The organism is Bacillus sp. AP8, from assembly GCF_000321185.1.
In the GTDB taxonomy this organism is placed as follows: domain Bacteria; phylum Bacillota; class Bacilli; order Bacillales; family DSM-1321; genus Bacillus_AD; species Bacillus_AD massilioanorexius.
On record NZ_CAPG01000038.1, the window covers coordinates 149,312 to 164,833 of the forward strand.

Genomic DNA, 15,522 nt, shown 5'->3' on the forward strand with positions numbered 1-15,522 from the left:
CTAGCGTTGCCATTTTTTTCTGATTTCTTCAGCTGTAGAAATCATGGAAGAAAATAATTCATCTACAGTAGGAACATCTTTTATCATCCCTAACACCTGACCTGCCCAAGCAAAACCTTCGTCTGTTTTTCCTTCATGAATGTATTTCATATTTGTTCGACCACTTATGTAGTCTTTTAATCCATTATAACCAACTTGTTCTTTTTCTAGTTCTAAAATTTTTTCTGTCCATGAATTTGAAATAGCTCTTGCAGGGGCACCAATAGATCTTTTTATAACAACTGTATCTCTTTCTGACCCATCAATTAAAGCTTGTTTATATTTATCATTTGCGTGGACACATTCTTTCGTAGCAATAAACCTTGTTCCCATTTCTATACCTTCAGCACCTAGACTTAAAGCTGCCATTAATCCTCTACCATCACCAATACCACCAGAGGCAATAACCGGAATCGAAACTGAATCAACTACTTGAGGAATAAGAACCATCGTTCCAACGTCATCTCTCCCTAAATGACCTCCTCCTTCTTGACCTACAACCATTACCGCATCTGCTCCTAACTCTTCTGCTTTTTCAGCTTGTCTACGAGCAGCAACTAGTACTATTTTTTTTACATTTGTTCCTTCTAATAAATCAAAAATCCCTTGAGGATTACCACCTGTTATCGTAGCAACCTCAATTCCTTCTTCAACTGCCGCTTCAACATACGCCTCGAAAGGACGCCCGTTAGTCCCAATAGCAAAATTGACTCCAAAAGGATTATCAGTCAACGTTTTAACTCTTCGTATCTCTGCTCTTAACTTTTCTGGACTATCTAAACTCATAGCCGTAACCTGTCCTAATCCCCCCGCATTCGAAACAGCTGCAGCAAGATCAGCATATGCTAGATGCGCTAATCCACCTTGAATGATCGGATATTTAATTCCTAATAACTTCGTTACCCTTGTTTCCCAATTCATTCTATTCTCCTCCTTCATTCATATACACCCTCATAAACCATAATATCTAATTCCTAATCTATTTGTCTCCTATTTTAAGAAAAGCATGATATCGTTTCATTATCCTTCTTTTAAAATGTATATTCTAAATTTAGAGACCAAGTATCAAATTCTCAAAAAATGAAAACACAAAACCTTTAATATTCATCACTTACAGCAAAAGTCGAAAAAGCTCTGCCATTGTGATCCCTAAACAGTTCATTATAACTATTTGTTACCACCTAAACGACAAAAGGCATTGAGAGGAAATCCTCACAATACCTTTTAATGACAAGTTAAAATTGTAGTTAATTAAAGATAGTTATCTTCATAAAATTTCTATTTCAAGTATGATTCAATTTTTTAATTACTTATTGTTAGTTTCTGAATTGCAGCCTTTACACTTAGAGTATAGAACAGTTACTTTTTCATCCTCAAAAGAAGCAATCGTATTTTTACATGATTGACAAATAATAGTACCCATTTCCCCGTCTCCCTTAACATTTTAATGTAAACGCTTAACTATTTAAATCTATAATAATATAACACATTTAAAAAATCAAGCCTTAATTGTATGTAACATTTAAACATTTTCATAACTAAACGAGGACTTATTAGTGTATCATATTTCATTTATACATAATATATAACCATTAATGATTATATTATTCTTCTATTTTCTAATACTGATTTTGTTTTCAACTTCGATATTGCTACTATCGATTAGGAACATGAAGTAAATGAGTGGAAATCAGTGGATTTGAACGGAATAGAAAAGATTCCATAGTAAGGTTCATTGGAGAGGAGCTATTATCCATCATTAACTTTAACTAAACTTTGTATTTAATCCGTAATTATTTAAGAAATCAAAAAGGAGGTATCATACATAACTGTAAGAATACCTCCTTTTAATAAAGTTACTTATTCATATTCTGATTGAAATGGCACATCTGGTAATTCTTCTTTTAAAAATTCTGCTAAGTCCATGGCTTCTTCTATTGACGTAATACGAAAAACTGATTTTAAATGATCTAAATCGTTTAAATCACTGGATTCTAGGAGGGTAGAACGACCTGTTTGCACACAAATTACTAACGGTTTTCCAAAGAACATATTCGTATAAATAATCCCAAAATCATAGCGAGTTTCCTTCGTAGTAAAACCAATAAAACGAACTTTAGCGCTTTCATACTCGTCATATAACTTTTCGAATAGTTCCATAATGATACCTCCTTTTAAATAGTTAAATATCATTATAAATATAATTGGAATTATTTGTCAATCGATATCTATTGAAGAATAGACTATTTTATATATTTTACAAATGATAGAATAAAAGTATAAATAAGGAAAACAAAGAGGGTGTATTTATGAACGTTACTGAAAGTGCTTATATTAAACTTGTTCCTTCTTCCACTAAACAAATTATTACTTTAGACGAAATCAAAGACATACTCCACTACTATAAAGAAATTACAAGCAAAACAGGGACACAGCTCGATTGGGATTATGGTGACTATGCTTTCCCATACGAAATCAAAGAAACAGAAGAAGGTAATAGCCAGTGGTTCTATTTATCTTCGACAAAAGATCGTTACAATATTATTATTATGGCAGTTGGACAAGAACTTATAAATGAGGATAATCAAGAAAGAATTCAGAGTTATATTCAAGTTTCATTAGTAAATTCTTCAACATACGGAGATAAATCAAAAGCAAATGAATTTTGTAAATTTATTTCAAAAAAACTTAAAGGTGAGTTACATTTATTTAATGAAAAGATTATTTATCATTACCCAAGAAAATAAAATGTAAATCTATTTTATTTCTTACATAACAACATGTAAGACTAATATAATACCTGATTAAATACTATATGAATACCAACATATGTTAGAAGGCTTATACTGGTTACAACTCCTGTTTTTAAATTAGAATGGAGAATAGATTTTCCAATAAAAATGGAAATCTGTAGAAACACAACAAACATGAACGCTTTAAAAACAAGTCGATCATGGCGCGAAAGCCATTCAGCTATCGAGAATCCACTCCATACAATCCATTGAATTAGAATAACCGTATAGCTTCTCACACTGCTCAACTCCTTCCATTCATCAGACAAGTTATCCCCAAAAAGTATATGCTACTTCTTTGAAAATTATGAAAAGGGTTAAAAGGATTGAGCTATTAATGAGGGTCTGACAAATCATTTTACAGTTGAGACTAAGTAAAACTTATTTTTTCATAGAGGCAGTTTGTGACTATATTTGTTGATGAATTAATATAGATTTTCTTTTTTACTTTAATATTGTCTCATAAAAGTCAAAACCACCCGTGAGAACGGGTGGTTTGTTCTGCGGCTGAAAGCCTTTGTTACTGACCAAACCCTAAAGGGCTTCTGAATAGTTCGCCTTTTGTACTACTTTTACTGGCTTGACCTAAAAGGTCTTCCGCTCATTTTCTATTCTTTTTCTTTACCTCTTCACCAGTGAATGGATCAATATATTCCATCATACTTAGCTGTTCTGCGACTATATCTTCTTGTATTTGATTACGTATATAATTTTGTATTACCTTTTTATTTCTTCCAACTGTATCTACATAAAATCCTGTACACCAAAATTTTCGATTTCCATATTTATATTTCAGATTGGCATGACGATCAAATATCATCAAGCTACTTTTTCCTTTTAAATAACCTACAAATACAGACACACTTAACTTAGGTGGAATGCTTACTAACAAATGCACGTGATCTTTACACGCTGTTGCTTCAATGATTTCTACACCTTTTCTTTCGCATAAAGTGCGTAGTATTTGCCCAATATCCTTCTTTATTCTCCCATAAATAACTTGCCTTCTATACTTTGGTGCAAAGACGATATGATACTTACAATTCCAAATTGTGTGTGCTAAACTATTAGTGTCTTTTGACATAAAAAACTCCTCCGTATGCTTTTATTTTGGTTGGCGAACCAAAAATAGTTTAGCACCTCGGAAGAGTTTTTTTTAATACCACGCTATAAGCTTTTTAGAACCCTAGGCATAGCCCAGGGTTTTCTTTTTCACAACAAAAAAAAAGGTAATTTCAATTTGGATTACCCAAATTGAAATTACCTTAAAATGAACATATTATTTAACGATATGAATTGGGCTTCCTAATACAACTTCAGCAGCTTCCATAGTGATCTCACCTAAAGTTGGATGAGCATGAATGGTCATTGCAATATCTTCAGCAGTCATTCCTGCTTCAATCGCTAAGCCTAGCTCAGAAACCATATCAGAAGCACCAGGACCTGCGATTTGCGCACCAATTACAAGTCCATCTTCTTTTCTTGTAACAATTTTCATAAATCCTTCAGCTTCATTTAATGAAAGGGCACGTCCATTTGCTGCAAATGGGAATTTAGCAGCTACAATTTCTAAACCTTCATCTTTAGCTTGTTTTTCAGAATAACCAACAGATGCTAATTCTGGCTCAGAGAATACTACTGCAGGAATTGCTAAATAATCAATTTCAGCTGCATGACCAGCAATTGCCTCTGCTGCAATTTTTCCTTCATAAGAAGCTTTATGAGCAAGTTGAGGACCAGAAACAATGTCACCAATTGCGTAGATGTTACTAATACTTGTTCTACATTGTTTATCAGTTTCAATTAATCCGCGATCAGTTAGTTTTACTCCGATTTCTTCCAAACCAATTTCACGTGTGTTTGGTTTTCTACCAACAGTAACTAATACATAATCCGCTTCTATTTTTTCTTCTTTACCTTTCGCTTCATACGTAACGATTACTTTATCTTCAGATTCTTCAACGCCTTTAGCTAGAGCATTCGTAACAATTGTAGCGCCTTTTTTAGTCAAGTTACGTTTTACAAGCGTTGTCATCTGTTTTTCAAAACCAGGAATGATTTCAGGGCCACCCTCAAGAATCGTAATTTTAGTACCGAAGTTAGCATAAGCTCCACCTAACTCTGTACCGATAACTCCACCACCGATTACTACAAGTGATTCTGGAATTTCTTGAAGATTTAGTGCCCCTGTTGAATCGATAACACGTTTGCTATATTTAAACGCTGGAATCTCTATAGGTGTTGAACCTGTAGCGATGATAGCATTTTTAAACTTATATGTTTGTGCAGAGTTTTCATCCATAACACGTACAGTGTTTTCATCAACAAAATAAGCTTCTCCATAAACTGTATCGATTTTGTTACCTTTTAATAATGAGCTTACTCCGCCTGTTAATTTTTTTACAACAGAATTTTTAAATTCTTGTACTTTTGAGAAATCAACTTGAACATTTTCAGCTGTAATCCCCATATCCGCTGAATTTTTAGCATGATCATAACGGTGACCTGCTGTGATTAATGCTTTTGAAGGAATACAACCGACATTTAAACAAACCCCTCCAACAGTACCTTTTTCTACAACAGTAACTTTTTGACCTAGTTGAGCTGCTCTTATAGCTGCTACATATCCTCCTGGACCTGCTCCTATGACAAGAGTATCTGTTTCAATCGGGAAATCTCCTACTACCATCTTTTACGCCTCCATTAATAGTAATTCTGGATCGTTCAATAAACGCTTAATGTGGTTTAAAGCATTTTGAGCTGTCGCACCATCAATGATACGGTGATCAAAGCTTAAAGATAAAGCTAATACTGGTGCAGCGACGATCTCACCATCTCGCACAATCGCTTTTTCAGCAATTCTACCGATACCTAAAATCGCAACTTCTGGATGATTGATAACAGGTGTAAACCATTGACCACCAGCACTACCAATATTCGTAATTGTGCAAGAAGCACCTTTCATTTCAGCTGGTGCCAATTTACCATCACGCGCTTTCCCAGCCAGTTCATTAATTTCATTAGAAATCGCAAAAACAGATTTACGATCTGCATTTTTAACTACTGGTACTAACAAGCCCTTCTCTGTATCTGCAGCAATACCGATGTTATAATAATGTTTTTGGATAATTTCACTGTTTGCATCGTCAACAGAAGTATTTAGAATTGGATATTCACGTAATGCACTCGTTAATGCTTTAACAACATACGGTAAGAACGTAAGTTTAATTCCTTTTTCCGCTGCAACATCTTTGAATTTCTTACGATGCGCCACTAATTTGGTAACATCAATTTCATCCATTAAGGTTACATGCGGAGCTGTACTTTTAGAGTTTACCATAGCTTTAGCAATAGCCTTACGTATGGCGCTCATTTTTTCGCGAGTTTCTGGGAATTCACCTTCAAGAACAACAGGTGACGATGCAACTTTTCCTTCATTAGCAACAGTTTTTTCTGTTTCAGTTATGATTTCTTCTTTTGTATCCTCGTTTGCATTTCCACCATTTAAGAAGGCTTCGATATCTTGTTTTAACACTCGTCCGTTATTTCCAGAGCCACTTACAAGAGTGATATCCACACCTTTTTCACGTGCGTATTTTCTAACTGAAGGCATCGCAATGATACGTTTCGTTTTTGTTTCTTGTACAGTAGTCTCTTCTTTTACTTCCTCTTTTACATCTGCAGTTGCTTCAGGCGCTTTTTCTTCCTCATGATGTTCGTCACCTTTAAAAGAAAGATCTTCATAACCTGGAGCATCAAAAGTCACAAGTACATCGCCGACAACTGCAACTGTTCCTTCTTCTACTAATACTTCTTCTACTGTACCAGCAACTGGAGAAGGGATTTCAACGACAGCCTTATCATTTTGCACTTCACACAAAACATCATCTTCTTGTACTTTATCACCTGGTTTAATAAACCACTTTACAATTTCACCTTCATGAATTCCTTCACCTATATCTGGTAATTTGAATTTAAAAGACACCTACATCAACCTCCTATAATTCAGGTAAACCTTCCATAACTCATAGAAGGTTTACCCAATTTTGACCAATTAACAAACCGAGCTAGTTTTATTTTAGAAATTTAATACTTTATTTGCTGTTTCAATAATATCTTTATAGTTTGGTAACCATACTGTTTCAGCTTGCGAGAATGCAAAGACTGTGTCAGCAGCTGTTACTCTTAACACCGGTGCTTCTAAGCTTAAAATCGCTCTTTCATTAATTTCAGCTACTACATTAGCTGCAATTCCAGCAGATTTTTGAGCTTCTTGTACAACTACTACTCGACCAGTTTTTTCAACTGAAGCAATAATCGTATCAATATCTAACGGACTAACCGTACGTAAATCAATCACTTCAGCAGATTTTCCTGCTTTTTCTAATTCATCTGCTGCTTTTAAGCATTCTTGAACCATTGCTCCATAAGCTATCAATGTTACGTCTGTACCTTCACGTTTCACATCAGCTTTCCCAAGCGGAATAGTATATTCCCCTTCTGGAACTTCTTGACGGAATGAACGATATAATTTCATATGTTCTAAGAAAATAACCGGATCATTATCACGGATAGATGAAATCAATAATCCTTTCGCATCATAAGGTGTTGACGGGATAACAACTTTTACACCTGGTGTTTGAGCCATTAAACCTTCTAAACTATCTGCATGCATTTCTGGAGTATGAACACCACCGCCAAAAGGAGAACGAATTGTTACTGGTGAATGGTATCTACCACCTGAGCGATAGCGCATACGAGCCATTTGTCCAGCAATACTATCCATAACTTCAAATAAGAAGCCGAAAAATTGAATTTCTGGAACTGGTCTGAATCCTTGTAATCCTAAACCTATTGCTAGTCCACCAATACCAGACTCTGCTAGTGGTGTATCAAATACTCGATCTTCACCAAATTCAGCCTGCAAACCTTCAGTTGCACGGAAAACCCCACCGTTTTTCCCTACATCTTCACCAAAGACTAGAACTTTCTCATCATTTTTCATTTCGACACGAAGTGCATCTGTAATTGCTTGAATCATAGTCATTTGAGCCATAGTTTATTTCGACTCCTTTTCTTTGTAGATTTCGTACTGTTCTTTTAAATTAACTGGCATTTCTTCAAACATTATATTAATTAAGTCTGTTACTTTTTGTTTTGGAGTTGCATCTGCTAATTTGATTGCATCTTTGATTTCTTCCTTAGCACGTTCTATAACAGCTGTTTCTTTTTCTTCATTCCATAATCCTTTACTTTCTAAGTATTTACGGAATCGAACAAGCGGATCTTTTTTCTCCCATTCATTATCAATATCTGAAGTACGATAACGGGTAGGGTCGTCTCCGGCCATTGTGTGTGGACCATAACGATATGTTAATGTTTCAATAAGTGTTGGTCCTTCACCATTTATCGCACGCTCACGTGCTTCTTTAACTGCAGCATATACAGCTAAGACATCCATACCATCAACTTGAACACCTGGAATACCAGCAGCTACAGCTTTTTGTGCTATTGTTCTAGAAGCTGACTGTTTTTCAACTGGAGTTGAGATCGCATAGCGGTTATTTTGAACAATGAAGATAGCTGGAGCTTTAAAAGCACCTGCAAAGTTAATTCCTTCATAGAAATCCCCTTGTGAAGCACCACCATCACCTGTATAAGTAATTGCTACTGATTTAGCACCATTTTTCTTCATTCCTAGTGCGACACCAGCACATTGAATATATTGAGCCCCGATAATAATCTGAGGTGAAATTACATTAACACCTTCTGGAATTTGGTTACCAACAAAGTGTCCACGTGAGAATAAGAAGGCTTGGTAGAGCGGAAGTCCATGCCAAATAAGTTGAGGAACGTCTCGATAGCCCGGAAGAATGAAATCTTCGCTTTCTAAAGCAAATTGCGAACCAAGCTGTGAAGCTTCTTGACCAGCTGTTGGAGCATAGAAACCTAGACGACCTTGTCTATTTAAAGAAATTGAACGTTGGTCTAACACACGAGTGTATACCATTCTTGTCATCAATTCTTGTAATTGTTCATCAGAGATTTCAGGCATTAAATCAGGATTAACAACTTGGCCCTCTTCATTTAATATTTGAATCGTTTGAAATTGATTATTAATCTCATCTAATTGCTTATTAACATCAATCAATACGTTTGTTTTTTTAACGTCCATTCTTATCACCTTTTCCTTCCTTGTATTAAAAGGTAGTAAACTCAAAAAATTTTTTCTTTTTAAAAAAATCGTTTTAGCTTACGTAATAAATGTCAATAATTATTTTCCACAACATTCTTTGAACCAAACGTATATCGCTTTTTCTCACACAGAAAATTCATCTGTACTATTGTTAAAAAACATTATATTGTAACAACATCGTTTGATTATCTAGAGTGTACACGATGACCGCTCAAGCCGTCAACACTTATGTTTATCTTTTATTTATATTCTAATCAAATATTATATTATAATCACTTTGATATTCTGTTATATAATATTATTATCAACTGTACTATAAAAAGCGAAATTTTATTGAATTTTATTGAACAAACGTTGAAAACACTTACATTTTGTCCTTTTCGACTATAGATAGAAAAACCTCCCCCTTTTCCTATATTGAAAAAAATTCTTATACATTTATTATTTTGAAATAGCACCATAATACCCCACATACAACAACCAGAATTGAAGATACATTACTTGCCAAAATTTGAATAGAATATATAGGGAGATATCCTCTTAAGACTACATTTATTTACAAGGATTCGAAGTTAAGGTAAGATTTTAATTGATAAAACAAACAGTCTTATACGTCCTAGCACGAATAAAAGCGGGATAAAATAATTTTCACATTAAGGTTGAGGTGGATGTAAGTTGATTACAATGAAAGACATAGTTTTAGAAGATCATCCCGTATTACGAAAAGTAGCTGAAGAAGTTACTTTACCGGCATCAGAGGAAGATAAAGAAATCGCGCAAAAACTTCTAGAGTATGTTATTAATAGTCAAGATGAAGAAATTTCACAAAAATATGGTCTTCGTCCTGGAATAGGCATAGCAGCCCCACAAATAAATGTTTCTAAAAGAATTATCGCTGTACATGTATCAGATGATAAAGGAAATTTATATAGCTATGCATTAATAAATCCAAAAATTGTAAGCCATTCAGTTGAAAAATCGTATTTAGCAGGTGGAGAGGGTTGCTTATCAGTAGATCGTTCTGTACCAGGGTTTGTATCAAGATATTCTCGTATTACAGTTAAAGGTTTTACACCTGAAGGGGAAGAGGTAAAACTTCGTTTAAAAGGGCTACCAGCAGTTTGTTTTCAGCATGAAATTGACCATTTAAACGGTATCTTATTCTTTGATCACATTAATTCAAAAGATCCATTCGCAGAAATACCTGGAGCTACTGTAATTAATAGATAAGAAAACGATACTTTTTTCCATTTATCACCCTATTATCTTAAAATTTATTCACTCATTTTCATAATGAAAAATAAACAGAATAGCGAAGCAACCATTTCATCACGATCCATTTTCTTATTATAGTAAAAGGGCTGGCGATAACAGAAATTCAACACTGTTACGTCAGCCCTTTCTCTTTATATCAAACCTAGTGTTACTAGACCTTTATATATACCGTCCTCATCTACTCTCGCTGTTACGAGATCAGCATATTTCAATAACTCTTCTTCTGCATTTCCCATCGCTACACCTGTTCCAACTGTTTGCAGCATTTCAATATCATTTAAACCATCACCAAATGCATATACATCTTTCAACTCAAATCCAGCTCTTTCAATAAACTTTTGGATACCAGCTGCCTTAGATCCTCCTTGCGGTAATACATCGACGCAATTCGGATGCCATCTTACAAATCTAAAATCTGTATATCTTTGATAATCTTTCTCTTCTTGATCATTAACATATAATAACGTTTGATATAAATCAGATTCACTTATGAAAGCTTCATCATTTTTAGGAAGTTCTAAATCAAATGCTTGTAATGTCTCTTCTACATGTTTATTTGATGATACAGTGCCTTTATATGTATGTTCATTCATAAAAACTAGCGGAACTTCCTTCTCTTTCGTTTGAGCAAGCATTTGTTGTAATTGTTCTATTTTTAAAGGATTCTTATAAATGACTTCACCTTCAAAAACGACATACTGTCCATTAAAACTAACATAAGAATCTATATCTAATTCTTTTCTTAATTTTTCAAACATAAAAGGTGCTCTACCAGTTGCAATAGCGACATATATACCATTTTCTTGAAGGCGTTGTATCGCCTCTTTTGTTGATTTCGGTAATTGTTTATTGAAATCCAATAACGTTCCATCTATGTCAAAAAACACAATTTTTTTCATAAATTATACTTCCCTACATTTCTAAGTGGATTTTGAGTCAGTTTTATTAAAAACGCTATAAAAACGAATGTCAAGTTAAGAGGACACCATCCAAAAATAATTTTCTAGCAAAAATGATTATTATGAAAGATATTAATCATTTTCCATATACTAATAAATAGGACAAGCAAAATACTTGATCGGATTTTATTTGAACTTTTTCAATTTATACAAGTAATGTTCCCAAATTGTAAGAAATTCACCTAAAGACTTATTTACTTTCTTGCGCATTAGTTTACAATAATAATAAGGGAGTGATCTGCTATGCTGAAAAAGCTGCGGAAAAAACTGCTAAAACAATGGAAAGATATGCTAAGAAAAAAAACAATCGCATAGTTTTTTTACTAATACAGCCCTTCAAAACTTGCGAAGGGCTTGTTCTTTCATGTAAAGTTTTCTAAAATACTACTTAACGAGAAAAAAAGTGCTTAAAGGAGCATCATGTTGTATTACATGAAATAAATGCTGTTTTTATATATAATGAAATAAGCAATTAAAAGGAATAAGGAGAGATTTTTAATGATTTACAAAGTTTACTATCAAGAAAGCTTAACTGAGGTACCAGTTAGAGAAAAAACAAAAACAGTTTATGTAAAAGCTGAATCTGTACGTGAAGCAAGACAAATATTAAAAGATAGAAAATATAATATTGAATATGTTGGTCTTGTAGACGAAGCTTATTTAGCATACGAGCAACAAAATGAAGACTTTATAGTATTGGAGCAATGATAATATATGAAATTTGTTAAAAATGACCAAACTGCTGTGTTTGCTCTTGGTGGACTTGGCGAGATTGGTAAAAATACTTACGGAGTACAATTTCAAGATGAGATCGTATTAATTGATGCAGGTATTAAATTCCCCGAAGATGAGCTCCTAGGCATTGATTACGTTATACCTGATTACTCCTACTTAGTTAAGAACGAGGACAAAATTAAAGGTTTATTTGTTACGCACGGACACGAAGACCACATTGGTGGTATTCCTTATCTTCTAAAACAAATCAACGTACCGATTTACGGAGGAAAACTAGCTCTTGGTCTCATAAAAAATAAATTAGAAGAGCACGGCTTACTTAGACAGGCTAAACTAATTGAAATCCAAGAAGAGGATATTATTAAATTCAGAAAAACATCCGTTTCGTTTTTCAGAACTACACATAGTATTCCTGATTCATATGGAATTGTAGTAAAGACCCCTCCTGGTCAAATTGTTCATACAGGCGACTTTAAATTTGATTTTACGCCAGTGGGCGAACCAGCTAACTTAACGAAGATGGCGGAAATCGGTAAAGAAGGCGTTCTTTGCTTGTTATCGGATAGCACAAACAGTGAAGTACCGCACTTTACAATGAGTGAACGACTTGTTGGAGAAAGTATTCATGATATTTTTAGAAAAGTAGAAGGTCGTGTTATTTTCGCAACATTTGCATCAAATATTCATCGTCTTCAACAAGTGGTAGAAGCTGCTGTTGAAAACGGAAGAAAAATCGCTGTATTTGGACGAAGCATGGAAGCAGCGATTGAAATTGGTCAAGAACTTGGCTATATTCATTGTCCAAAAGATACGTTTATTGATTCTCAACAAATCAACCGTCTTCCTGCCAACAAAGTAACGATTCTTTGTACAGGAAGCCAAGGCGAGCCAATGGCTGCTTTATCTAGAATTGCAAGCGGTACTCACCGTCAAATCCAAATTATCCCTGGTGATACAGTTGTATTTTCTTCTTCTCCAATTCCAGGGAACACAATTAGCGTATCTAGAACAATTAATATGCTATTCAAAGCAGGTGCAGATGTTATTCATGGCAAATTAAGCAATATTCATACTTCTGGACACGGTGGGCAAGAAGAACAAAAATTAATGATTCGCTTGATGAAACCAAAATTCTTTATGCCAATTCACGGGGAATATCGTATGCAAAAAATGCATGCTCAACATGCCATTGATTGTGGAGTAGCACCAGAAAATTGCTTTATTATGGATAATGGTGAAGTTCTTTCTTTGAGTAGCACAACAGCACAAGTTGCTGGTAAAATTCAATCTGGTTCAGTCTATGTAGACGGAAATGGAATTGGAGATATCGGTAACATCGTTTTACGAGATCGTAGAATTCTTTCTGAGGAGGGTCTTGTTGTTGTAGTGGTTAGCATTAATATGAAAGAGTTTAAGATATCTGCTGGCCCTGACATAATCTCTAGAGGCTTTGTATATATGCGTGAATCTGGGGATTTAATCAATGATGCCCAAACGATTTTGAAAAAGCATTTAAACAAAGTAATGGAAAGAAAAACAAGCCAATGGTCGGAAATTAAAAACGAAATTACAGACACACTTTCTCCTTTCCTATACGAAAAGACTAAGCGTCGACCAATGATACTTCCAATTATCATGGAAGTAGATAAATAATCATGTATAATCTTTCGAGCAGCTATGTATATTCCATTCTTCTCCTAGTCATAAGAAATTAACTCAAAGGAGTAAGAAGTTCTTTACATAATAGAAATGAGAAGCGCTTCAACATAAGCCTTTTATTATGCTCGTACAAACAAAAAAGAAAGAACGAGAACATTCTACTTAAGCATTACTTAAACGAATGTTCTCGTTCTTTTTATATTAGTTCTTTTTTATTCGACTGTTATAAGTCGTTCAGATGATACTATAAAGCGATCTTTTCACTATTAGAAATAGCGAACAACTTTAGTGAATTCGTTTTTATTATGAATTATTACTAAATAAAGGCTTGTATTATTCCAATACTTTCTTCTCAAATCGGTTGATATCCTCATCTGCACCAATTACAATCAAAATATCTCCTAATTGAATAGTTTCATTTGCTAATGGAGACACAATGATTTCTTTTCCTCTTTTAAAAGCAACAATATTAATTCCATATCGCGCGCGAATGTCAAGATCTATTAATGATTTACCCTCTAACTTGTGACTAGCAACAATCTCAACAATTGAGTGCTCATCAGAAAGTTCTAGATAATCAAGAACGTTATTCGAAGCAATTTTATAAGCAATTCGTCTTCCCATATCTCTTTCTGGATGCACAACGCGATCGGCACCAATTTTTGTTAATACTTTTTCATGATAATCATTTTGGGCTTTAACTGTAATATCTTTAACTCCAAGTTCTTTCAACATTAAAGTTGTCAATATACTAGCTTGAATATCATCACCAATCGCAACAATTACATGATCAAAATTACGAATACCTAAGCTCTTCAAAACAGATTCATCTGTAGTATCCCCAATAACTGCATGAGAAGCAATCGACGCAAATTCATTCACTCGGTCTTCATCATGATCAATAGCGAGTACTTCCATCCCTTGATCAACAAGTTCGCGGCAAATACTTCCACCAAAACGTCCTAACCCTATTATGGCAAACTCTTTTTTCACGGTCATTCCTCCATGATTATATTACTACTTACATAATCTTTTCATATTCTACCACAATGAATCAAAAGGAACCAATCTCTCCTTCACTTCACCATATAAGAAAAAGCGCTCTATCCTCAATTTATTCACATACTGTCATTTTTTATACAGCCTTTAAACTTGAATAACAAAGCATTCTAGCGTTTTTTTATAAATCTAAATAGTGGAGAGGTTAATTGTAATAAAGAGCCGCAGAAATGAATTATGGCATATTTTTAACTGCATATTAAATGGATTCAAAAAGACTACATTTCATGACAAAATGTAGTCTTTATTAAAGCTGTTTTCGCATATTACTTTGCTACCTATAAAAAAGTTTAATTAATATAGAATCATATCTCAGGAATGGTCTATTCTTCTTTTGCTGATTCATCTAATACGCGATTTACACGTTTTTCAAGCATTTTCATACCACTACCACCAGCTTGGAAGTGACGAAGTACCCCTGTTTTATCAAACACATAATATGCTGGAACATATTGATTTTCAAAAGCATCGTTTAATTTCAGTTCACTATCAACAAAAATCGGTTGTACGATATCGTGCTCTGCAGCCACTTTTTTAATTTCTTCTAAATCTAAATCATTTTCCGAACGAGGCATATGAACAGCTACTACGTTTAAACGATCTTTGTATCGATCACGAAAATCATTCACTTGAGGCATAGCTTCTTTACATAAATGACATGAAATAGACCAAAAGTGGATAAGGGTTGGCTTCTCTCCTACTAATTGTTCTTTCGAAACTTCACCATTTAACCAGGCTGTAGCTCCTGTTAATTCAGGCATTTCGGCACGTAATTTCATTATTATTGACCTCCATATTATCCATGTGT

The 15,522-nt window shown here is 34.2% G+C and carries 16 protein-coding genes; 4 read left to right on the forward strand and 12 right to left on the reverse strand.

Features of this window, described 5'->3' with window-relative positions; all coding sequences use genetic code 11:
* The 3 genes from BN349_RS11485 to BN349_RS11490 all read right to left on the reverse strand — a co-directional run bounded on the left by BN349_RS11485 (window position 1) and on the right by BN349_RS11490 (window position 2,199).
* Window positions 1-960 (reverse strand): NAD(P)H-dependent flavin oxidoreductase, encoded by a 960-nt coding sequence (locus BN349_RS11485; protein WP_019242461.1) that lies wholly within the window; start codon window positions 958-960, stop codon window positions 1-3.
* Between the two features lie 385 nt (window positions 961-1,345).
* A complete protein-coding gene (locus tag BN349_RS25370) occupies window positions 1,346-1,462 on the reverse strand; it encodes a GapA-binding peptide SR1P (RefSeq protein WP_019242462.1) in 117 nt (38 codons plus the stop codon).
* Window positions 1,463-1,899: 437 nt separating this feature from the next.
* Complete coding sequence (locus BN349_RS11490; RefSeq protein ID WP_019242463.1) at window positions 1,900-2,199, reverse strand: DUF3055 domain-containing protein; 300 nt, start codon at window positions 2,197-2,199, stop codon at window positions 1,900-1,902.
* A 149-nt stretch (window positions 2,200-2,348) separates the two neighbouring features.
* On the opposite strand from BN349_RS11490, the gene BN349_RS11495 reads away from it, so the two are divergent.
* Window positions 2,349-2,786 carry a DUF1885 family protein gene (locus tag BN349_RS11495; RefSeq protein WP_019242464.1) on the forward strand — a complete coding sequence of 146 codons (438 nt, stop codon included), beginning with the start codon at window positions 2,349-2,351 and terminating at the stop codon, window positions 2,784-2,786.
* 41 nt (window positions 2,787-2,827) lie between these two features.
* On the opposite strand, the gene BN349_RS11500 is transcribed toward BN349_RS11495, so the two are convergent.
* From BN349_RS11500 to pdhA, 6 genes are all read right to left on the reverse strand, one after another.
* On the reverse strand, window positions 2,828-3,070 hold the full coding sequence (locus BN349_RS11500) for a hypothetical protein (protein ID WP_019242465.1): 243 nt from the start codon (window positions 3,068-3,070) through the stop codon (window positions 2,828-2,830).
* A 362-nt stretch (window positions 3,071-3,432) separates the two neighbouring features.
* On the reverse strand, window positions 3,433-3,915 hold the full coding sequence (gene tnpA / locus BN349_RS11505; protein WP_019242466.1) for an IS200/IS605 family transposase: 483 nt from the start codon (window positions 3,913-3,915) through the stop codon (window positions 3,433-3,435).
* A 195-nt stretch (window positions 3,916-4,110) separates the two neighbouring features.
* Window positions 4,111-5,520: a dihydrolipoyl dehydrogenase gene (gene lpdA, locus BN349_RS11510; protein WP_019242467.1), complete on the reverse strand. Its 1,410-nt coding sequence runs from the start codon at window positions 5,518-5,520 to the stop codon at window positions 4,111-4,113.
* Window positions 5,521-5,523: 3 nt separating this feature from the next.
* Window positions 5,524-6,816, reverse strand: a complete 1,293-nt coding sequence (locus BN349_RS11515) for a dihydrolipoamide acetyltransferase family protein (protein ID WP_019242468.1) — start codon at window positions 6,814-6,816, stop codon at window positions 5,524-5,526.
* 93 nt (window positions 6,817-6,909) lie between these two features.
* Window positions 6,910-7,887 (reverse strand): alpha-ketoacid dehydrogenase subunit beta, encoded by a 978-nt coding sequence (locus BN349_RS11520; RefSeq protein WP_019242469.1) that lies wholly within the window; start codon window positions 7,885-7,887, stop codon window positions 6,910-6,912.
* 3 nt (window positions 7,888-7,890) lie between these two features.
* Window positions 7,891-9,006, reverse strand: a complete 1,116-nt coding sequence (pdhA, locus tag BN349_RS11525; protein ID WP_019242470.1) for a pyruvate dehydrogenase (acetyl-transferring) E1 component subunit alpha — start codon at window positions 9,004-9,006, stop codon at window positions 7,891-7,893.
* A gap of 696 nt (window positions 9,007-9,702) precedes the next feature.
* Between pdhA and def the strand changes: the two genes are divergently transcribed.
* The gene (def, locus tag BN349_RS11530; protein WP_019242471.1) at window positions 9,703-10,257 is read left to right on the forward strand and encodes a peptide deformylase; all 555 of its coding nucleotides are present in this window, start codon (window positions 9,703-9,705) and stop codon (window positions 10,255-10,257) included.
* A 176-nt stretch (window positions 10,258-10,433) separates the two neighbouring features.
* Here the strand turns inward: def and BN349_RS11535 are convergent, their stop codons facing one another.
* Complete coding sequence (locus tag BN349_RS11535) at window positions 10,434-11,201, reverse strand: Cof-type HAD-IIB family hydrolase (RefSeq protein WP_019242472.1); 768 nt, start codon at window positions 11,199-11,201, stop codon at window positions 10,434-10,436.
* 558 nt (window positions 11,202-11,759) lie between these two features.
* Here BN349_RS11535 and BN349_RS11540 point away from each other — a divergent pair.
* Window positions 11,760-11,969, forward strand: coding sequence for a DNA-dependent RNA polymerase subunit epsilon (locus BN349_RS11540; RefSeq protein ID WP_019242473.1), 210 nt, complete (start codon window positions 11,760-11,762; stop codon window positions 11,967-11,969).
* A gap of 6 nt (window positions 11,970-11,975) precedes the next feature.
* On the forward strand, window positions 11,976-13,649 hold the full coding sequence (gene rnjA, locus BN349_RS11545; RefSeq protein WP_019242474.1) for a ribonuclease J1: 1,674 nt from the start codon (window positions 11,976-11,978) through the stop codon (window positions 13,647-13,649).
* 339 nt (window positions 13,650-13,988) lie between these two features.
* Here rnjA and BN349_RS11550 read toward each other — a convergent pair whose 3' ends face one another.
* Window positions 13,989-14,648 carry a potassium channel family protein gene (locus BN349_RS11550; RefSeq protein WP_019242475.1) on the reverse strand — a complete coding sequence of 220 codons (660 nt, stop codon included), beginning with the start codon at window positions 14,646-14,648 and terminating at the stop codon, window positions 13,989-13,991.
* Window positions 14,649-15,037: 389 nt separating this feature from the next.
* Window positions 15,038-15,493: a redoxin domain-containing protein gene (locus BN349_RS11555; protein WP_019242476.1), complete on the reverse strand. Its 456-nt coding sequence runs from the start codon at window positions 15,491-15,493 to the stop codon at window positions 15,038-15,040.
* Window positions 15,494-15,522: the final 29 nt, after the last annotated feature.

Excerpts from the sequence above, each read along its gene's own strand:
- BN349_RS11485 (WP_019242461.1), bottom strand. The coding sequence starts at position 960 with ATGAATTGGGAAACAAGGGTAACGAAGTTATTAGGAATTAAATATCCG.
- BN349_RS25370 (WP_019242462.1), bottom strand. The coding sequence starts at position 1,462 with ATGGGTACTATTATTTGTCAATCATGTAAAAATACGATTGCTTCTTTT.
- BN349_RS11490 (WP_019242463.1), bottom strand. The coding sequence starts at position 2,199 with ATGGAACTATTCGAAAAGTTATATGACGAGTATGAAAGCGCTAAAGTT.
- BN349_RS11495 (WP_019242464.1), top strand. The coding sequence starts at position 2,349 with ATGAACGTTACTGAAAGTGCTTATATTAAACTTGTTCCTTCTTCCACT.
- tnpA (WP_019242466.1), bottom strand. The coding sequence starts at position 3,915 with ATGTCAAAAGACACTAATAGTTTAGCACACACAATTTGGAATTGTAAG.
- lpdA (WP_019242467.1), bottom strand. The coding sequence starts at position 5,520 with ATGGTAGTAGGAGATTTCCCGATTGAAACAGATACTCTTGTCATAGGA.
- BN349_RS11520 (WP_019242469.1), bottom strand. The coding sequence starts at position 7,887 with ATGGCTCAAATGACTATGATTCAAGCAATTACAGATGCACTTCGTGTC.
- pdhA (WP_019242470.1), bottom strand. The coding sequence starts at position 9,006 with ATGGACGTTAAAAAAACAAACGTATTGATTGATGTTAATAAGCAATTA.
- BN349_RS11535 (WP_019242472.1), bottom strand. The coding sequence starts at position 11,201 with ATGAAAAAAATTGTGTTTTTTGACATAGATGGAACGTTATTGGATTTC.
- BN349_RS11540 (WP_019242473.1), top strand. The coding sequence starts at position 11,760 with ATGATTTACAAAGTTTACTATCAAGAAAGCTTAACTGAGGTACCAGTT.
- rnjA (WP_019242474.1), top strand. The coding sequence starts at position 11,976 with ATGAAATTTGTTAAAAATGACCAAACTGCTGTGTTTGCTCTTGGTGGA.
- BN349_RS11555 (WP_019242476.1), bottom strand. The coding sequence starts at position 15,493 with ATGAAATTACGTGCCGAAATGCCTGAATTAACAGGAGCTACAGCCTGG.